The 15,297-nt window shown below is 72.9% G+C and carries 15 protein-coding genes; 5 read left to right on the forward strand and 10 right to left on the reverse strand.

All coding sequences use genetic code 11. The features are described from left to right. The first annotated feature begins 163 nt into the window (after window positions 1-163). On the forward strand, window positions 164-1,531 hold the full coding sequence (locus ACZ4WV_RS10945) for a Mu transposase domain-containing protein (RefSeq protein WP_465745046.1): 1,368 nt from the start codon (window positions 164-166) through the stop codon (window positions 1,529-1,531). Window positions 1,532-1,732: 201 nt separating this feature from the next. On the opposite strand, the gene thiC is transcribed toward ACZ4WV_RS10945, so the two are convergent. The 4 genes from thiC to ACZ4WV_RS10965 all read right to left on the reverse strand — a co-directional run bounded on the left by thiC (window position 1,733) and on the right by ACZ4WV_RS10965 (window position 5,330). Continuing rightward, window positions 1,733-3,577 (reverse strand): phosphomethylpyrimidine synthase ThiC, encoded by a 1,845-nt coding sequence (thiC, locus tag ACZ4WV_RS10950; protein WP_465745048.1) that lies wholly within the window; start codon window positions 3,575-3,577, stop codon window positions 1,733-1,735. A gap of 272 nt (window positions 3,578-3,849) precedes the next feature. Next, the gene (locus ACZ4WV_RS10955; protein ID WP_380400983.1) at window positions 3,850-4,050 is read right to left on the reverse strand and encodes a DUF5326 family protein; all 201 of its coding nucleotides are present in this window, start codon (window positions 4,048-4,050) and stop codon (window positions 3,850-3,852) included. 193 nt (window positions 4,051-4,243) lie between these two features. Further along, window positions 4,244-4,912 carry a thiaminase II gene (gene tenA / locus ACZ4WV_RS10960; RefSeq protein WP_465745050.1) on the reverse strand — a complete coding sequence of 223 codons (669 nt, stop codon included), beginning with the start codon at window positions 4,910-4,912 and terminating at the stop codon, window positions 4,244-4,246. Window positions 4,913-5,012: 100 nt separating this feature from the next. Continuing rightward, entirely contained in the window at window positions 5,013-5,330 is a 318-nt protein-coding gene (locus ACZ4WV_RS10965; protein WP_465745052.1) for a cupin domain-containing protein, read from the reverse strand. Between the two features lie 107 nt (window positions 5,331-5,437). Between ACZ4WV_RS10965 and ACZ4WV_RS10970 the strand changes: the two genes are divergently transcribed. Further along, a complete protein-coding gene (locus tag ACZ4WV_RS10970) occupies window positions 5,438-5,818 on the forward strand; it encodes a phage holin family protein (protein ID WP_465745054.1) in 381 nt (126 codons plus the stop codon). Between the two features lie 78 nt (window positions 5,819-5,896). On the opposite strand, the gene ACZ4WV_RS10975 is transcribed toward ACZ4WV_RS10970, so the two are convergent. Further along, on the reverse strand, window positions 5,897-6,322 hold the full coding sequence (locus ACZ4WV_RS10975; protein WP_465745056.1) for an SsgA family sporulation/cell division regulator: 426 nt from the start codon (window positions 6,320-6,322) through the stop codon (window positions 5,897-5,899). A gap of 138 nt (window positions 6,323-6,460) precedes the next feature. Here ACZ4WV_RS10975 and ACZ4WV_RS10980 point away from each other — a divergent pair, with 138 nt between their 5' ends. After that, window positions 6,461-7,030, forward strand: a complete 570-nt coding sequence (locus ACZ4WV_RS10980) for an NUDIX domain-containing protein (protein ID WP_465745058.1) — start codon at window positions 6,461-6,463, stop codon at window positions 7,028-7,030. Window positions 7,031-7,033: 3 nt separating this feature from the next. Here ACZ4WV_RS10980 and ACZ4WV_RS10985 read toward each other — a convergent pair whose 3' ends face one another. The 4 genes from ACZ4WV_RS10985 to pdhA form a co-directional block, all read right to left on the reverse strand. Next, window positions 7,034-8,473, reverse strand: coding sequence for a globin domain-containing protein (locus tag ACZ4WV_RS10985; RefSeq protein WP_465745060.1), 1,440 nt, complete (start codon window positions 8,471-8,473; stop codon window positions 7,034-7,036). Between the two features lie 506 nt (window positions 8,474-8,979). Beyond that, window positions 8,980-10,341 (reverse strand): dihydrolipoamide acetyltransferase family protein, encoded by a 1,362-nt coding sequence (locus ACZ4WV_RS10990; protein WP_465745292.1) that lies wholly within the window; start codon window positions 10,339-10,341, stop codon window positions 8,980-8,982. 5 nt (window positions 10,342-10,346) lie between these two features. Continuing rightward, on the reverse strand, window positions 10,347-11,345 hold the full coding sequence (locus ACZ4WV_RS10995) for an alpha-ketoacid dehydrogenase subunit beta (RefSeq protein ID WP_465745062.1): 999 nt from the start codon (window positions 11,343-11,345) through the stop codon (window positions 10,347-10,349). Beyond that, window positions 11,345-12,484 carry a pyruvate dehydrogenase (acetyl-transferring) E1 component subunit alpha gene (gene pdhA / locus ACZ4WV_RS11000; RefSeq protein ID WP_465745064.1) on the reverse strand — a complete coding sequence of 380 codons (1,140 nt, stop codon included), beginning with the start codon at window positions 12,482-12,484 and terminating at the stop codon, window positions 11,345-11,347. The genes ACZ4WV_RS10995 and pdhA overlap by 1 nt, the downstream gene beginning before the upstream one ends. A gap of 149 nt (window positions 12,485-12,633) precedes the next feature. On the opposite strand from pdhA, the gene ACZ4WV_RS11005 reads away from it, so the two are divergent. Beyond that, a complete protein-coding gene (locus tag ACZ4WV_RS11005; RefSeq protein ID WP_465745066.1) occupies window positions 12,634-13,095 on the forward strand; it encodes an Lrp/AsnC family transcriptional regulator in 462 nt (153 codons plus the stop codon). Window positions 13,096-13,107: 12 nt separating this feature from the next. On the opposite strand, the gene ACZ4WV_RS11010 is transcribed toward ACZ4WV_RS11005, so the two are convergent. Further along, on the reverse strand, window positions 13,108-13,692 hold the full coding sequence (locus ACZ4WV_RS11010) for a TetR/AcrR family transcriptional regulator (RefSeq protein WP_465745068.1): 585 nt from the start codon (window positions 13,690-13,692) through the stop codon (window positions 13,108-13,110). Window positions 13,693-13,940: 248 nt separating this feature from the next. Here ACZ4WV_RS11010 and ACZ4WV_RS11015 point away from each other — a divergent pair, with 248 nt between their 5' ends. Further along, on the forward strand, window positions 13,941-15,206 hold the full coding sequence (locus ACZ4WV_RS11015; protein WP_465745070.1) for a hypothetical protein: 1,266 nt from the start codon (window positions 13,941-13,943) through the stop codon (window positions 15,204-15,206). The last annotated feature ends 91 nt before the right edge of the window (window positions 15,207-15,297 follow it).

Raw genomic sequence — 15,297 nt, forward strand, 5'->3', positions numbered from 1 at the left:
GCGGAGTACTTCTATACTCATCACAGGCGCCGCTCGCCAAAATTCCCCAAGTAAAAGAATTGCAATAGAAACGTTTCTTCTCTTTCCGTGGTGCTATGTTTGCGAATTGCCCTTGGCATATTCGTCGACTTTCGACGGCCCGACTTCGATCCCGGGAGGCTTCTTGCTCAGCTGGAAGGAATATCGGGAAGCGGATAAGCTCCATCGCCAAGGATGGTCAATAACCAGAATCTCCCGACACCTCGGGCGCGACCGGAAAACGGTGAGATCCTACCTTCGCGGTGATCGAACCCCGGGCATCCGAATTTCCTCCCAGGACGGTTTCCTCCGGTTCCTGCCGTACTGCCGCCAGCGACTCGCCGATGACCCGCACCTTCCGGCGACCGTCCTCTACGACGAGGCCGTCGACCTCGGCTACGCGGGCGGCTATTCGACCTTCACCCGGGCCCTGCGCAGACACCGCGCACGGCCGGGCTGCGAGCAGTGCCAGCAGGCGGCCATCGCCGCGAGCAGCCGGTCCCTGTCCGAACGGAACGGGCTGGCCGTCGAGTTCGACTGGCTGCGCCTTCCCGAACCGCCGGCGGGTTGGGGCTACGGCAGCCGGGCCCGCCTGCTGCTGGGCTCGCTCACCGGCCCCGGCACGGGCGTGGGCAACGGTGTCGGCCGCTGGTCAGTGGCCTTGGCGGAGGACCAGGAACTGCCCCACCTGGTGGAAGCCGTCGACGTCGTGCTGAGACGTCTCGGCGGCACCCCCGGGCGATGGCGGTTCGGCCGGACTCCGACCGTGTGGTGCCAGAAGACCGACCGGGTGGCACCGGCGTTCGGCCACGTGGCCAGACACTACGGCGTGCGCGTCGAGTGCCGCCTGCCGACCGACCGCCGTTCGTACGCGCGTCGGACCCTGGATGAGGCCCTCCGCTCCTGGTGGCGCGAGATGACGGCCGACACGACCCTCCAGGAGGCCCAGCAGGGCCTGGACCGACTGGCCGCGCGCCTGGGCACCCGGGGCGGAAGCACCGACGGCGCACCCCCCACGGCCGGCGGCCCGGGCTTCGCACTGCGGGAGCTGCCCCCCACGCCCTACCCGGTCCGCGTCCGCGCCGGTCGCAGCGTCACCAGCCAGGGGCTGGTGCCCTTCCGCGGCAACTTCTACGCCGTGCCGGAGCACCTGGTCGGCGCTCCGGTCGAGGTCCGCCACTGGCTCGACCAGCCCCATCTGTCCATCGCCACACCCGCCGGCGCCGTCATCGCCCACTGCCCGCTCGCCCCCGCCGGGGCCGGGCTGACGGTCGTCGAGCACGGCGGCGCCATCACCGCACTGGACCGGCACCCGACACCGGCGCCCACCGACGCCCCGGCCTGCCGACGGAACACCCCGCGCCCGCCGTCCCCGCAGGCCCTGGCCGAAGCCGACGCGCTGCGCACCCTGTTCGAAGTCCCGCCCGGCCGCCGCCACGGTGGGGAGCGGGACGACGCGGCGCCGCGGGTGCCCGCCCAACGGGACCGCCCGGCCGACTACGCCGGATGGTGAGCGGCCGCCGCGTGCCGAACCGGCAGGGGCGCCGCCGTCGACGGTGCAGCCCCCGGCGGCCCTCTGCATTCCGGGCGGCGTCGCCGGGCCGGGCTTGCTCAGCCCGGCGGAGCACCGCAGCGGCAGGAGCCCCGCAGGACGACGGGGTGCTCTTCCGGGACGCCTGGAGTCCCGGAAGAGCACCCCGTTGTACGGCAGTGGTCAGCCGTCCGCCAGCGGGAGGTAGACCCGGTTGCCGTGGGCCTTGAACTCGTCCGACATGGCCTGCATCCCGGCCAGCGCCTCGGCGTCGTAGCCGGACTCGACGGCGGAGGAGCCTCCCCCAGCCTCCGGCCGGGAGGGGCCCCCACCGTGCTCGTCGCGGATCTTCTGGGAGATCTTCATCGAGCAGAACTTCGGGCCGCACATCGAGCAGAAGTGGGCCGTCTTGGCGGGTTCGGCGGGGAGGGTCTCGTCGTGGAAGTCGCGTGCGGTCTCCGGGTCGAGGGCCAGGTTGAACTGGTCCTCCCAGCGGAACTCGAAGCGGGCGTCGGAGAGGGCGTCGTCCCAGGCCTGGGCGCCGGGGTGGCCCTTGGCGAGGTCGGCGGCGTGGGCGGCGATCTTGTAGGTGATCACGCCGGTCTTGACGTCGTCCCGGTTGGGCAGGCCCAGGTGTTCCTTGGGGGTGACGTAGCAGAGCATCGCGGTGCCCCACCAGGCGATCATCGCGGCACCGATGCCCGAGGTGATGTGGTCGTAGCCGGGGGCGACGTCGGTGGTGAGGGGGCCGAGGGTGTAGAACGGCGCCTCGTCGCAGATCTCCTTCTGGAGATCCATGTTCTCCTTGATCTTGTTCATCGGGACGTGGCCCGGGCCCTCGATCATCACCTGGACGTCCCGCTCGCGGGCGATCCGGCCGAGCTCGCCGAGGGTCCGCAGTTCGGCGAACTGCGCCTCGTCGTTGGCGTCCGCGATCGAGCCGGGGCGCAGGCCGTCACCGAGCGAGAAGGTGACGTCGTAGCGCGCCAGGATGTCGCAGAGTTCCTCGAAGTTGGTGTAGAGGAAGTTCTCCTCGTGGTGCGCCAGGCACCACGCGGCCATGATGGAGCCGCCGCGCGAGACGATGCCGGTCTTGCGGCGCGCGGTCAGCGGCACGTACCGCAGCAGCACGCCGGCGTGGACGGTCATGTAGTCGACGCCCTGCTCGCACTGCTCGATGACGGTGTCCCGGTACACCTCCCAGCTCAGCTCCTCGGCCTTGCCGTCCACCTTCTCCAGGGCCTGGTAGAGCGGCACGGTGCCGATCGGCACGGGGGAGTTGCGCAGGATCCACTCGCGGGTGGTGTGGATGTTGCGGCCGGTGGAGAGGTCCATGACGGTGTCGGCGCCCCAGCGGGTGGCCCACGTCATCTTCTCCACCTCCTCCTCGATCGAGGAGGTGACCGCGGAGTTGCCGATGTTGGCGTTGATCTTGACCAGGAAGTCGGTGCCGATGATCGCCGGCTCCACCTCCGGGTGGTTCACGTTGACCGGGATGACGGCCCGGCCGCGAGCCACCTCGGCGCGCACGAACTCGGGCTCCAGGCCTTCGCGCAGCGCCACGAACTCCATCTCCGGCGTCACCACGCCCCGCTTGGCATAGGCGAGTTGGGTGACGGCGGCGCCGCCGCGACCGCGCAGCGGGCGGCGCGGGCGGCCGGGGAAGACGGCGTCCAGGTTGCGCAGGTTGCCGCCGCGCGGCGCGGTGTGCTTGATGCCGTCGTCCTCCGGGCGCGGCTCGCGCCCGTCGTACTCCTCGACGTCACCGCGCTGGCGGATCCAGGCGTCGCGCAGCGCGGGCAGGCCGCGCCGCACGTCGGGCTCGTACGTCGGGTCGGTGTACGGGCCGGAGGTGTCGTACAGCGGGACGGTCCGGCCGTTGGTGAGCCGCACCTCGCGGTAGGGCACCCGGAGGTCCGGGCGGGAGCCGCTCCGGTAGGCCTTGTGCCAGGCCGGGGTCGGGTAGCCGGTGCGCTCGCTGCTGGGGGCGCTCCGGGCAGGCTGCGGCTGTGCTTCGAACGTGGTCATCTGACCTCTACTCCCTACGCCGGCATTATCCGGTCCAGGTTCCTGCGGTCGACGCAGCCGTCGGTCCGTCCGTCGACGTCCCGGTCAGCGCCCTCTCAGCCCGGTGCTCCGAGCTCCCGCGTCCGCAGGCGGTGTTGCCTGCACATGACGCCCAACACCGTAGCGATCCGGTCGCCGCAGGTCCAGACGGCCCCGGGAGGCGGACGGCCGTGAAAGGCCGAGGCCCGGCCCCCGCGGACGGGGTGCCGGGCCTCCGGACGTGCGCGCCGTGCTCAGTTCCTCGCGGCCTTCTTCACCAGGATCACCACGGCGGCCGCGATGCCCACCACGACCAGCAGCTTGATGACGATGCTCAGCAGGGCGCCGACCACGCCGAAGACGAAGGCGATGACGTTCCAGGCCAGCACCAGGACCAGCACCGGGATGACGATGTTGCGCACCCAGGAGGGCAGCGACTTCCAGAGCTCGGCCATGTCGGTTCCTCTTCTCCCCTCGGGTCGGCTGCCGTCCGGTGCCGCATCCCGCTTGCTTTCGATGCTTCGATCGTACGGTGGTCCCAGCACCGGAACGAGGCCCAACGGCCCGGAGAGAACCCCGAGATCACCCCGATCCACGCCCCCGGGGTGACCCCCTAGAGAACGGGGCGGGGGCGCCCCCGGACGGGGGTCAGACCGGCCAGCGCTCCCCGCGCCAGGCGGCGTCCCAGAACATCCACTCGTAGCGCGAGGTCGTCCCGAAGTGCTCGACGACCCGGCGGCGTTCGGCCGCGGACAGCTCCCCGCCGATCCGGTCGGTGAGCGCCAGCACCCGGCGCACCACGGACTGGAAGGCCTCGTCGCCGTAGGTGGCGATCCACTTGGCGTACAGCGGGTCGGGGGAGCCCTGGGCGAGCAGTGCGTCACCGACCCGGGCGTAGATCCAGTAGCAGGGCAGCACCGCGCCGAGCGCCTCGGCGAAGGACCCGCCGTAGACGGTGGCCAGCAGGTAGCTGGTGTAGGCGCGGGTGGTGGGCAGCACCGGCTCGGCGGCGGCCTCCTCGGCGGTGCCGCCGAAGGCGGTGAGGAACTCCGCGTGCATGCCCTGCTCGGCCGCCAGCGCACCGACCGCGTCGTCGGCGAAGGCCCGGACGTCCTCCTCACCGGGCGCCTTGGCGGCGCAGACGGCGAGCGCGCGGGCGTAGTCGCGCAGGTAGTGGGAGTCCTGGACGACGAAGTGGCGGAAGGCCTCGCGCGGCAGGGTGCCGTCGGTGAGGCCGCCGATGAAGGGGTGGGCGAGGATCTCGGCGTAGATCGGCTCGATCGACGCCCAGAGCTCCTCGGTCAGGCTTCGGCTCATACCGACGACCCTAAGCGAACGGCCTCCCGGGCGAACGGCCTCCCAGGGCGAACGCTCCGGGGCGGACGGCCCAGGGCGGACGGCCCAGGGCGGACGGCGCTCAGTCCTCCGGCGGGGAGAACACCACCAGCACCCGCAGCTCCTCGGTGATGTGGTGGAACCGGTGCGGGGTGCCGGCTGGGACGTACACCACGGTGCCGCGCGCGACGGTCGCGGTCTCGGCGCCGACGGTCAACTCGGCGCGACCGCTGATCACCTGGTAGATCTCGTCCTGGTCGTGCGCCGTCTGCGGGTCGGTGTCGCCGGGAGAGAGGGCGTACAGCCCGGCGGACATCCGCGGTTCGCGCAGGAACCGCAGGTACGCACCGTCGTTGGCCGCCCGCTCGGCGTCCAGTTCGTCCAGCCGGAACAGCTTCACCGCCGCGTCCTCCCTCGTCCGCACACCGCGTGGACCAGGTGCATTCAACACCACCGGGTGCGGCGGGAGCTTCCCCCGGGGGCCGGGCCCTGCCACTCTTGGGCGGCATGAAGGGTTTCGTCATCAAGACACTGATCAACGCGGTGGCCATCTGGGTCGCCGCCTGGATCGTCAGCGGTATCCAACTCGCCCAGGGCAGCGCCGACTGGCAGCACAAGGCCTTGACGGTGCTCGCCGTCGCCGTGGTCTTCGGCCTCGTCAACTGGCTGATCAAGCCGGTGGTGAAGCTGTTCTCGTTCCCCCTGTTCATCCTCACGCTGGGTCTGATCACGTTCGTGATCAACGCCCTGATGCTGTTGCTGACCTCCTGGGCGTCCACCAAGCTGTCGCTCGACTTCCACGTGGTCAACTTCGTTTCCGCCCTGGTCGGTTCGTTGATCATCAGTCTGGTCTCCTGGGGCCTGCACCTGGCCCTGGACGACGACTGACCGGTGTCGTGCGCGGGCCCGGAAGGGGCCCGTCCCCGGGAGTTCCGCCCGGGGACGGGCCCCTTCGCCGTTCCGCCCTCAACCCGCGTCCCCGCGCCCGCCGAGGATGCCCGCGAGCTGGGCGTCGAGCTCCCGCTCGGTCAGCTCCCGCCCCGCCGGCACCAGCCGCTCGGTGCACGCCAGGAAGGCGGTCAGGGGCACCGCCGGGGCGCGCAGCACGGCCCGCCCGTCGGGCGAGTGCAGGACGATGCGGAGCGAGCCGGGCTCACCTCCGACCGGACGGATGCGCACGTCCCCCTCACCGGCGGGCCCGCTGAGGCCGTCGCGCAGCAGCTCGCGCGCGAACACCCAGCTGACCGGCGCCCCACCGGGCAGGTGGAAGGTGAACCGGACGGCGTACGGGTCGCCCGGCTCGTACGCGAGCTCCACCGCGACACCGACCGACGCCCCGGACGAGACCACGAGCTCCATCACCAGGTGCCCCTGGACCGTGCCGTGCTGCATGACGCCGGTACCTCCCTCCTGGCCGGCCTGCCCGACCCCGCACTTCCGGCGAAAACGGACGCGGCCGACCGAGTCGGCGTTTCGACCCCCGCCCGACGCGGGAGACTCCCGCACAACGCTCCAGCCCCGGAGGTCGCCATGGGCCCCGACAACCGAACCCCGCCACCGCGCCCGGTCGTCAAGCGCACGGCCCGGGCGATCCTGCTGGAGCTGGACACGGACGATCCTCACGGCCCGGCCTCGATCGTGCTGATCCGGCGGGTCCGGCCCGGGGCGCCGCACCCGTACTGGATCACCCCCGGCGGCGGGGTCGAGCGCGAGGACCGGACGGTGGTCGAGGCGCTGCACCGCGAACTGGACGAGGAGCTCGGCGCCAAGGTCGTGGACGTGGTGCCCGCGTTCGTCGACACCATCAGCCACCCCCTCCCGCAGCCTCCGGCCGGGGGTGCCCTCACCGACGACGGCGCCCCGCCGCACCCGCACGGCGTCAAGGTGCAGCACTTCTTCGTCTGCCGGCTGGCCTCGATGGACCTCAGCCGCCGGCACGGGCCCGAGGTGTCCGACCCGAACGGCGAGTACGAGGTGGTCCGGCTGCCGTTCACGCGCGAGGGCGTCACCTCGGTGAACGTCGTCCCGCCCAGGCTGCGGGCGTACCTGGCGGCCAACATCGAGGGCATCCGGGCGCTCCTCGCTCCCGACCTCGGCTGAACCTCAGCCCGCCGCCAGGTCCCCCACCAGGTCGTGACGGATCCGCCCGGCCGGCACACCCGCGCGCAGCAGCGCCTCGACGCCGCGGCGGACCATCGCGGGCGGTCCGCTGAGCACCGCGTCGCGACCGGCCCAGGACCCGAACCTGCCCACCACCTCGGGCAGTTCACCCGTCAGCCCGCCCTCGACCGGACCGGTGCCGGACAGCACCGGCCGGACGGTCAGCCAGGGGTGGCGCGCGGCCAGTTCGCGCAGGCCGTCCAGCTCGTACAGCTCGGCGGCGCGGCGGGCGCCGTAGAACACCTCGACGCTGCGGCCGGGCGCGCCGTACTCGGCCGCCTCCTCGACCAGCGCGCGGATCGGGGCGATTCCGGTGCCGCCGCCGAGGCAGAGCAGGTCGGCGCCGGCGGTGTGGTCGACGGTCATCGCACCGCCCGCCGGGCCGAGCCGCAGCACGTCACCGGGGGCCGCCCGGTGCACCAGCGCATTGCTCACCCAGCCCGCCTGGACGGCCTTGACGTGGAAGGTCAGCAGTCCGTCCGGGCGGGGCGCGGAGGCGAAGGAGTAGTGCCGCCAGACCCGTGGCCACCAGGGCGTCTCCAGGCTGCAGTACTGGCCGGCCCGGAACGGGTAGGCCTGGTCCGGCCGGACGGTGATCACCGCGACGTCCCGGGTGCGGCGCTCGTGCCGGACGACCTCGCCCTGCCACCAGGGCGGCGAGGTGCGGGCGGCCTCCCCGGCGGCCTCGATCATGATGGTGGAGATCAGCCGGTAGGCCCGGCGCCAGGCGAGTTCGGTGTCGGCGTCCCACCGGCTGCCCGCGTACGCGGCCAGCGCCTGCACCAGGCACTCCCCCACCGGGGCGTAGTGGCCGGTCAGGGTGCCGTAGCGGCGGTGGCCACGGCCGAGCGCGCCCAGCCGGGCGCTCAGCGCCGCCGCGTCCCCCGCGCCGCGGGCGGCGGAGAGCAGGGTGCGGAACAGCCGGTCGCGCTGGACGTCCATCGCGGCGGGGAAGAGCGAGCGGACCTCGGGGTGGCGCAGGAAGAGCAGGGCGTAGAAGTGCGCGGTCGCCCGGTCGGCGACCGGTTCGACGACGGCGAGGCTGGCCAGGATCAGTTCGAGGTCGTGCGGGGTCAGCGGGAGTCCGACGGCGGGGCCGCCCTGCGGAGCGCTGCCCGGCGCGTCGGCGGAGAACCCGACCGGCGGGTGCGGGGCGTGCGCGGGGTGGGGGCCGTGCGCGGGGTGGGCGGCGGCCGGCGGCTGCGCGGCCCAGGCTTCGCTCCACCTGTCCCCCTGCCCCGACCAGTTGAGGCCCGGCGCGTCGGTGAACAAGGGCTGGAAGGCGGGCGCGGTGCCAGTGGTCGCGGGCGGCGCCGGGTAGCTCGGCGCGGGCACGGCCGGCGGCTGGGAGGGCCGCTCCGGGATCACCGGATGGACGGGCACGGGACCCAACCGGGGCACGGGACCCAACCGAGCCACGGCGTCCGCAGCGGGCACGGCGCCGACAGCCCTCGGCAGGACGGCCGTCGGCGCCTCCGCCGGCACCAGCGGCGGGAGGTCAGGCGGGTCCAGCGGCGCCGGCGGCCGGACGGACTCAGCCTCGACCGGGTCTTCCGCCGCCTTCGGCTCGGGCGGCAGCTCCGGCAGTCCCGGGACGGAGGCGGCCCCTGCGGAGCCGTGCCCGGTGCGGATCAGGAGTGTTCTGCGGGACTTCACCGCTACGTTTCGAGTACCCAAGAGAATCGTTTCGCCTCCGGCCGGCCTGCGCCACCACCTGGCTTGGCTCTGCTGATGCCTAGGCAGCGTGGCACGCCCGAAGTACTCATCCGACAAATCGCGCGAAGCCCGGACGCCCGGCCCGGAAACGCGCTACTCTCGCTCGATCGGCGGTCGCCCTGAGTGCCGAGCAGCACACCCAGGGCGATCCCCGCCTGGTCACAGCCCCCTGCTCACAGCTGCCGTAGCAGCATCCCCGGCTGCTCGACGCAGTCCGCCACGAAGCGCAGGAAGCCGCCCGCCGTCCCTCCGTCGCAGACCCGGTGGTCGAAGGTGAACGACAGCTGGGTGACCTCGCGTACCGCCAACTCCCCTGCGTGCACCCAGGGTTTGGCGACGATCCGGCCGACCCCGAGCATCGCCGCCTCAGGGTGGTTGAGGATCGGCGTGGAGCCGTCCACGCCGAACACCCCGTAGTTGTTCAACGTGAAGGTGCCGCCCGTCAGTTCGGCCGGAGTGAGCGACCCCTTGCGGGCCGACTCGGTCAACCGGCCCAGCTCCTCGCCGAGTTGCTCGGTGCTGAGGCGGTGCGCGTCCCGCACCACCGGGACGACCAGGCCGCGTTCACCCTGTGCGGCGAAGCCCAGGTGCACCGCCGAGTGCCGGACGATTCCCGAACCGTCCTCGGTCGCACTGGAGTTGAGCTCCGGGAAACGCGCCAACGCGACCGTGCAGATCCGGGCCAGCAGTGCCAGGACGCTCACCTTCGGACCGGGAGTAGCGTTCAACTGCCGCCTCAGCGCCATCAGTTCGGTGGCGTCCGCGTCGACCCAGCAGGTCGCGGCGGGGATCTCCCGGTGGCTGCGGCTGAGCTTCTCGGCCACCGCCTTGCGCAGTCCGCGCAGCGGGACGACCTCCGCCCCGGCCACCGGAGCCGCGGCGGGCGCGGCGACCGCCGGGGCCGCCACCTTGGCCGCGACCGCCCGTTCGACGTCCGCCCGCATGATCAGTCCGTCCGGACCACTCCCGGTGAGCGCGGCCAGGTCGACCCCCTGCTCCCGGGCCAGCCGCCGCACCAGCGGCGAGATCACCGGCACCACGGCCGGCGCGGCTGGAGCCGCCGGACCAGCGGGATCCGAAGCGGCGGCGACCGGGGCCGGGGCCACAGCCGGCGCCACACCCACACCCGCCCCGCGGACCCGGCGCCGCCGCGTGCCCCTGCTCTCGGCGACGCCGTACCCGACCAGCGGCCGTTCGACCTCCGCGACGGTAGCCGCGTCGGACGCAGCGCCCGGACCCTCCAGCACACCGCCGTCCAGCACACCACCGTCCAGCGCACCGCCGTCGGCCGGCGCCACCGCGACCGTCACCAGCGGCGCGCCGACGGCGATCTCCTCGCCCTCCCCGCCGTACCGCGCGGTGACCACCCCTCCGTACGGGCAGGGCACCTCCACCACGGCCTTGGCCGTCTCCACCTCCACCACCGGCTGGTCGACCGCGATCACGTCGCCGACCTCGACCATCCAGCGGACCACCTCCGCCCCGGTGAGTCCCTCACCGAGGTCGGGCAGCCGGAACTCCCGCACGACGGGCATCATCCTCAGTCCTCCCACTGCAGCCGGGCGACCGCGTCCAGGATCCGGTCCACCCCGGGCAGGTGGTGGTGCTCCAGCATCGGCGGCGGGTACGGGATGTCGAAGCCGGTGACCCGCAGCACCGGCGCGGCCAGGTGGTGGAAGCAGCGCTCGGTGACCCGCGCGGCGATCTCCGCGCCGGTGCCGCCGAAGCCGCTCGCCTCGTGCACCACCACGGCCCGGCCGATCGAGCGCACCACCCGGGTGACGGTCTCGTCGTCGAAGGGCACCAGGGTGCGCAGGTCGAGCACCGCGAGGTCCCAGCCCTCGGCGCGCGCCGCCTCGGCCGCCTCCAGGCAGACCGGCAGCGAGGGCCCGTAGGTGATCAGCACGGCGGAGGTGCCGGTGCGCCGCAGTGCGGCCCGGCCGATCGGCTCGACCGGCGCGTCCGGGTCGAACGCGTCCTTGCCCCAGTAGAGCCGCTTGGGCTCCAGGAAGACCACCGGGTCGTCGGAGGCGATCGAGGCGCGCAGCAGCCCGTACGCGTCGCCCACCGTCCCCGGGGTGACCACGTGCAGGCCCGGGGTGCTGGTGTAATACGCCTCGGAGGCGTCGCTGTGGTGCTCGACGCCGCCGATGCCGCCGCCGTACGGGATGCGCACGGTGATCGGCAGCGGGAGCTTGCCCGCGGTGCGGTTGCGCATCTTGGCGACGTGCGAGAACAGCTGCTCCAGCGCGGGGTAGGCGAAGGCGTCGAACTGCATCTCGACCACCGGGCGCAGCCCGTACATCGCCATGCCGATCGCGGTGCCGAGGATGCCGGCCTCGGCCAGCGGTGTGTCCAGGCAGCGTTCGGGGCCGAACTCGGCGGTCAGCCCGTCGGTGATCCGGAAGACGCCGCCGAGCCGGCCGACGTCCTCGCCCAGCACGTGCACCGTCGGGTCCTCGCGCATGGCGTCCCGCAGTGCGGAGTTGAGCGCCTGCGCCATGGTGGCGGTGCGCGCGGAGACGGCTGTCGGCGGCATCAGTGCTGCACCTCGGACTCGGCGGCCAGCTCGGCGGACAACTGGGCGGCTTGCTCCCGCAGTTGCGGGGTCGGCTCGGCGTAGACGTGGGCGAACAGCGCCATCGGGTCGAGCTCCGGATCGGCGTGGAACTCGGCCCGCATCCGGGCCGCCAGCTGCTCCGCCTCGTCGGCAGCGTCCTGAACCGGCCGGTCGTCCAGCACCCCGAGTCCGCGCAGCGCGCGCTCCATCAGCAGGATCGGGTCGTGCTCCCGCCAGGCGGCCACCTCGGGCTCGGTGCGGTAGCGGGTGGCGTCGTCGGCGTTGGTGTGGGCCTCGATCCGGTAGGTGAGCGCCTCGACCAGGGTCGGGCCCTCGCCGCCGCGGGCCCGCTCGACCGCCTCGGTGAGCACGGAGTGCAGCGCGGGGGCGTCGTTGCCGTCCACCAGCCGGCCCGGCATGCCGTAGCCGACGGCCTTGTGGGCCAGGGTCGGCGCGGCGGACTGCGCGCTGAGCGGGACGGAGATGGCGTAGCCGTTGTTCTGCACCAGGAAGACCACCGGGGCCTGGAGCACGGCCGCGAAGTTCAGCGCCTCGTGGAAGTCGCCCTCGCTGGTGCCGCCGTCGCCGAGCATGGCGAGGGCGACCACCGGTTCGCCGCTCAGCCGGGCGGCGTGCGCCAGTCCGACGGCGTGCGGCGCCTGGGTGCCGAGCGGGGTGCAGAGCGGGGCGGTCCGGCTGGCGCGCGGGTCGTAGCCGGTGTGGGCGTTGCCGCGCAGCAGGGTCAGCGCCTCCAGCGGGTCGACGCCCCGGGAGACCACGGCGAGGGTGTCGCGGTAGCTGGGGAACAGCCAGTCGCGCTCGCCGAGCACCAGCGCGGCGGCGACCTGGCAGGCCTCCTGGCCGGTGGACGCGGGGTAGACGGCGAGGCGGCCCTGCTTGGTGAGGGTGGTGGCCTGCTGGTTGTAGCGGCGGCCGACCACCAGGCGGCGGTAGAGCTCGCGCAGCAGCGCCGGATCGTACTTCTCCAGCTCGGGGGTGCCGAGCACCCGGACGGGGGAGGCGTCCGGGAGGAGGGGGGCGGGGTCGGTGCGGGGGGCGGTGGCTCCGGGTAGCCAGCCGGGTACCACCGTGTGGTGTCTGTGGTCGAGAACGGTCATCTCGGGGCACCTCCAGGGGTGGCGGGGGCTCCCTACCGATTGTTCGGTCGTCTGTTCATCTTGACCAGAACCGTGACAAGGTGGTGGACATTCGGCCCGAGCGGCGGTCGACTGGTGGCAGTGCGTCCAATCGGTGAGGGTGGGGGGTCATGTCGGCTGAACAGATGTCCAGACTCGACCGGGTCGACCGTTCGATCCTGCGGCTGCTGCAGCAGGACGGTCGCGCCTCCATCCGCTCGGTAGCCGAGCGGGTGCACGTGTCCCGGGCCAACGCGTACGCCCGGATCTCCAGGATGGTCGAGGACGGCGTCATTCGCGGCTTCACTGCCAGGGTGGACCACGAACGGGCAGGACAGGGGGCGTCCGCGTACGTCACCCTGAAGATCGTCCAGAATTCCTGGCGCACCGTGCGCGAGCAACTGCTGGCGCTGCCCGGGGTCGCCCACATCGCCCTGGTCGGCGGGGACTTCGACGTGCTACTGCTGGTGCACACCGCCGACAACCACGCGCTGCGGGAGCTGGTGCTCAACCGGATCCAGTCCATCCCGCAGGTGCTCGGCACACGAACCATGCTGGTGTTCGAGGAGACCGACCAGGTCCCCCCGGACTGATGCCCCTGGGTCTCAGCGCGCCCGCAGCCCGTCGAAGGCCAGGTGCACCACGGCGTCCGCGACCCCGTCGGCGGCCTTCAGACCCGGCCGGTACCACTCCACGATCGAGTTGATCATCCCGAACAGCAGCCGGGTGGCCAGCCGCGGCTCCACGTCCGCGCGCAGCGCGCCGTCCGCGACGGCCGCCCGCAGCAGTTCGGCGACCTGGTGGTCGAAGTCCCGCCGGCGCTCCAGCGCCCACTGCTCGGTGGCCGTGTTCCCGCGCACCCGCAGCAGCAGCGTCACGTACGGCAGCTCCGCCAGCAGCACCTCGGCGGTGCGCCGCACCACGTGCTCCAGCCGCTCCACCGCCGGGCCGTCGACCGCGGCCGGCTCGGCCAGGATCGCGAACAGCCCGTCCAGCGCCCGCCCGACGGCCAGCCGCAGCAGTTCCTCCTTGCCGCGGACGTGGTGGTAGATGGAGGACTTGGAGATCCCGGCCGCCCGGGACAGGTCCTCCATCGAGGTGCCGTCGTAGCCGCGCTCGTTGAACACGTCGACGGTCACCGCGAGCAGTGACTCGACGGTGTAGGCGGTGCGCGTGGTGTGATCGGCCATCCTCCGAGTATCCCCGGCCACCCGGACCGGCACGCGATCGGGTCGGCCGGTCCGCGCCGGGCCGTTGCGCCCCCCGCCGGGCCGTTCCACCCGGGGCCGTCACCGGACCGTTCGAGCCCCGCCGGGCCGTTCCACCCCGCCGGGCCGATCGTCCGTATCCGGCCGTCCGCTCCCTGCCGGGCCCGGCGGGGACCACCTAGAATTCGGCGGACGATCGTCCACGTCCAGCAGGCTGGGGTCCACCGCTGATGAACGCAATACCGGCAGTCTCCTCCGACGCGCCCGAGCGGCGCAGCGAGGAGCCGGAGGAGGTGCCGAACGCCTGGCAGGACCGCGCCCGCGCGCTGGTCGTCCGCTTCGGCCCGGCCGTGTGGTGCTACGCGGTGCTCAAGCTGATCGGCTTCACCGTGTTCATGAAGCTGCTGTCCTTCGCCGGGGACTACGCGAAGAAGCCGGCCCGGTTCGGCGGCGGCGCCAACACCTGGGACGTGCTGGCCAGCTGGGACGGCTGGTGGTACCAGCAGGTCGCCCAGTTCGGCTACCACCCGGCGCTGGTGCCGGTCCCCGGCGGGCTGCCCGGCTTCACCATCGAGCAGAACTCGGCCGCCTTCTTCCCGCTCTACCCGGGCCTGATGCGGCTGACCTCGGACGTCACCGGGCTCGGCCTGTACGGCGCCGGGATGCTGGTCTCGGTGGTGGCCTCGCTGTTCGCCGCCGCCGGCATCTACGCCGTGGTGGACCGGATGTCCGGGCCCCGGGCGGGCGTGATCGCGGCCGGGATCTGGGCGATCGCCCCGGGTTCGGGCGCCGAGTGGGCGGTCTACTCGGACTCCCTGTTCGTCGCGCTCGCGGCCTGGGCCTGCTACTTCGTCATGACCAAGCAGTGGGTGGCGGCCGGGGTGGTCACCCTGGTCGCCGGGCTCAACCGGCCGACCGCGGCCGCGCTGATCGGCGCGGTCGGGCTGGCCGCGCTGGTCGAGCTGTACCGGCGGGAGAGCGGCGTGCTGCGCCCGCTGGCGGCGATGGTGCTGGCCCCGGTCGGCCTGCTCGGCTACGTGGCCTGGGTGGGTTGGCGGACCGGGGAGTGGGGCGGCTACTTCCGGCTGCAGCACGACGCCTGGCTGCACTACTTCGACTGGGGCCAGGGCACCTGGCACTCGATCCGCGGGGTGCTGCTGGGTCGCAACGACTACCCCTTCGCCTTCCCGGTGCCCGATCTGCTGGCCACCCTGATCGTGTTCAGCCTGCCGGTGCTGATCGTGCTGCTGGTGCGGCTGCGCCCGCCGCTGGTGCTGACCGCCTACACGCTGGCGACGATCGTCTCGGTGCTCGGCAGCCTGGGCATCTTCGGCAACGTCTCGCGCTACCTGCTGCCGGCGTTCCCGCTGTTCATCGCGCTCGCGGTGGGGATGCGCAAGCTCAGCTGGCCGGTGCTGGCGGCGGTGCTGGGCAGCGGCGCGATCGCCTCGGGCTGGTACGCCGGGTACGTGATCTTCGAGCTGGGCGTGCCGTAACCCCGGTCCGCACCGAGCACCCCGGGGGCGCGTCCGCGAAGGACGCGCCCCCGCCGTCCTCGCCGTGATCCGGTCCCCGCACCCTCTTGAG

It is taken from the genome of Kitasatospora sp. NPDC029312 (assembly GCF_055569215.1).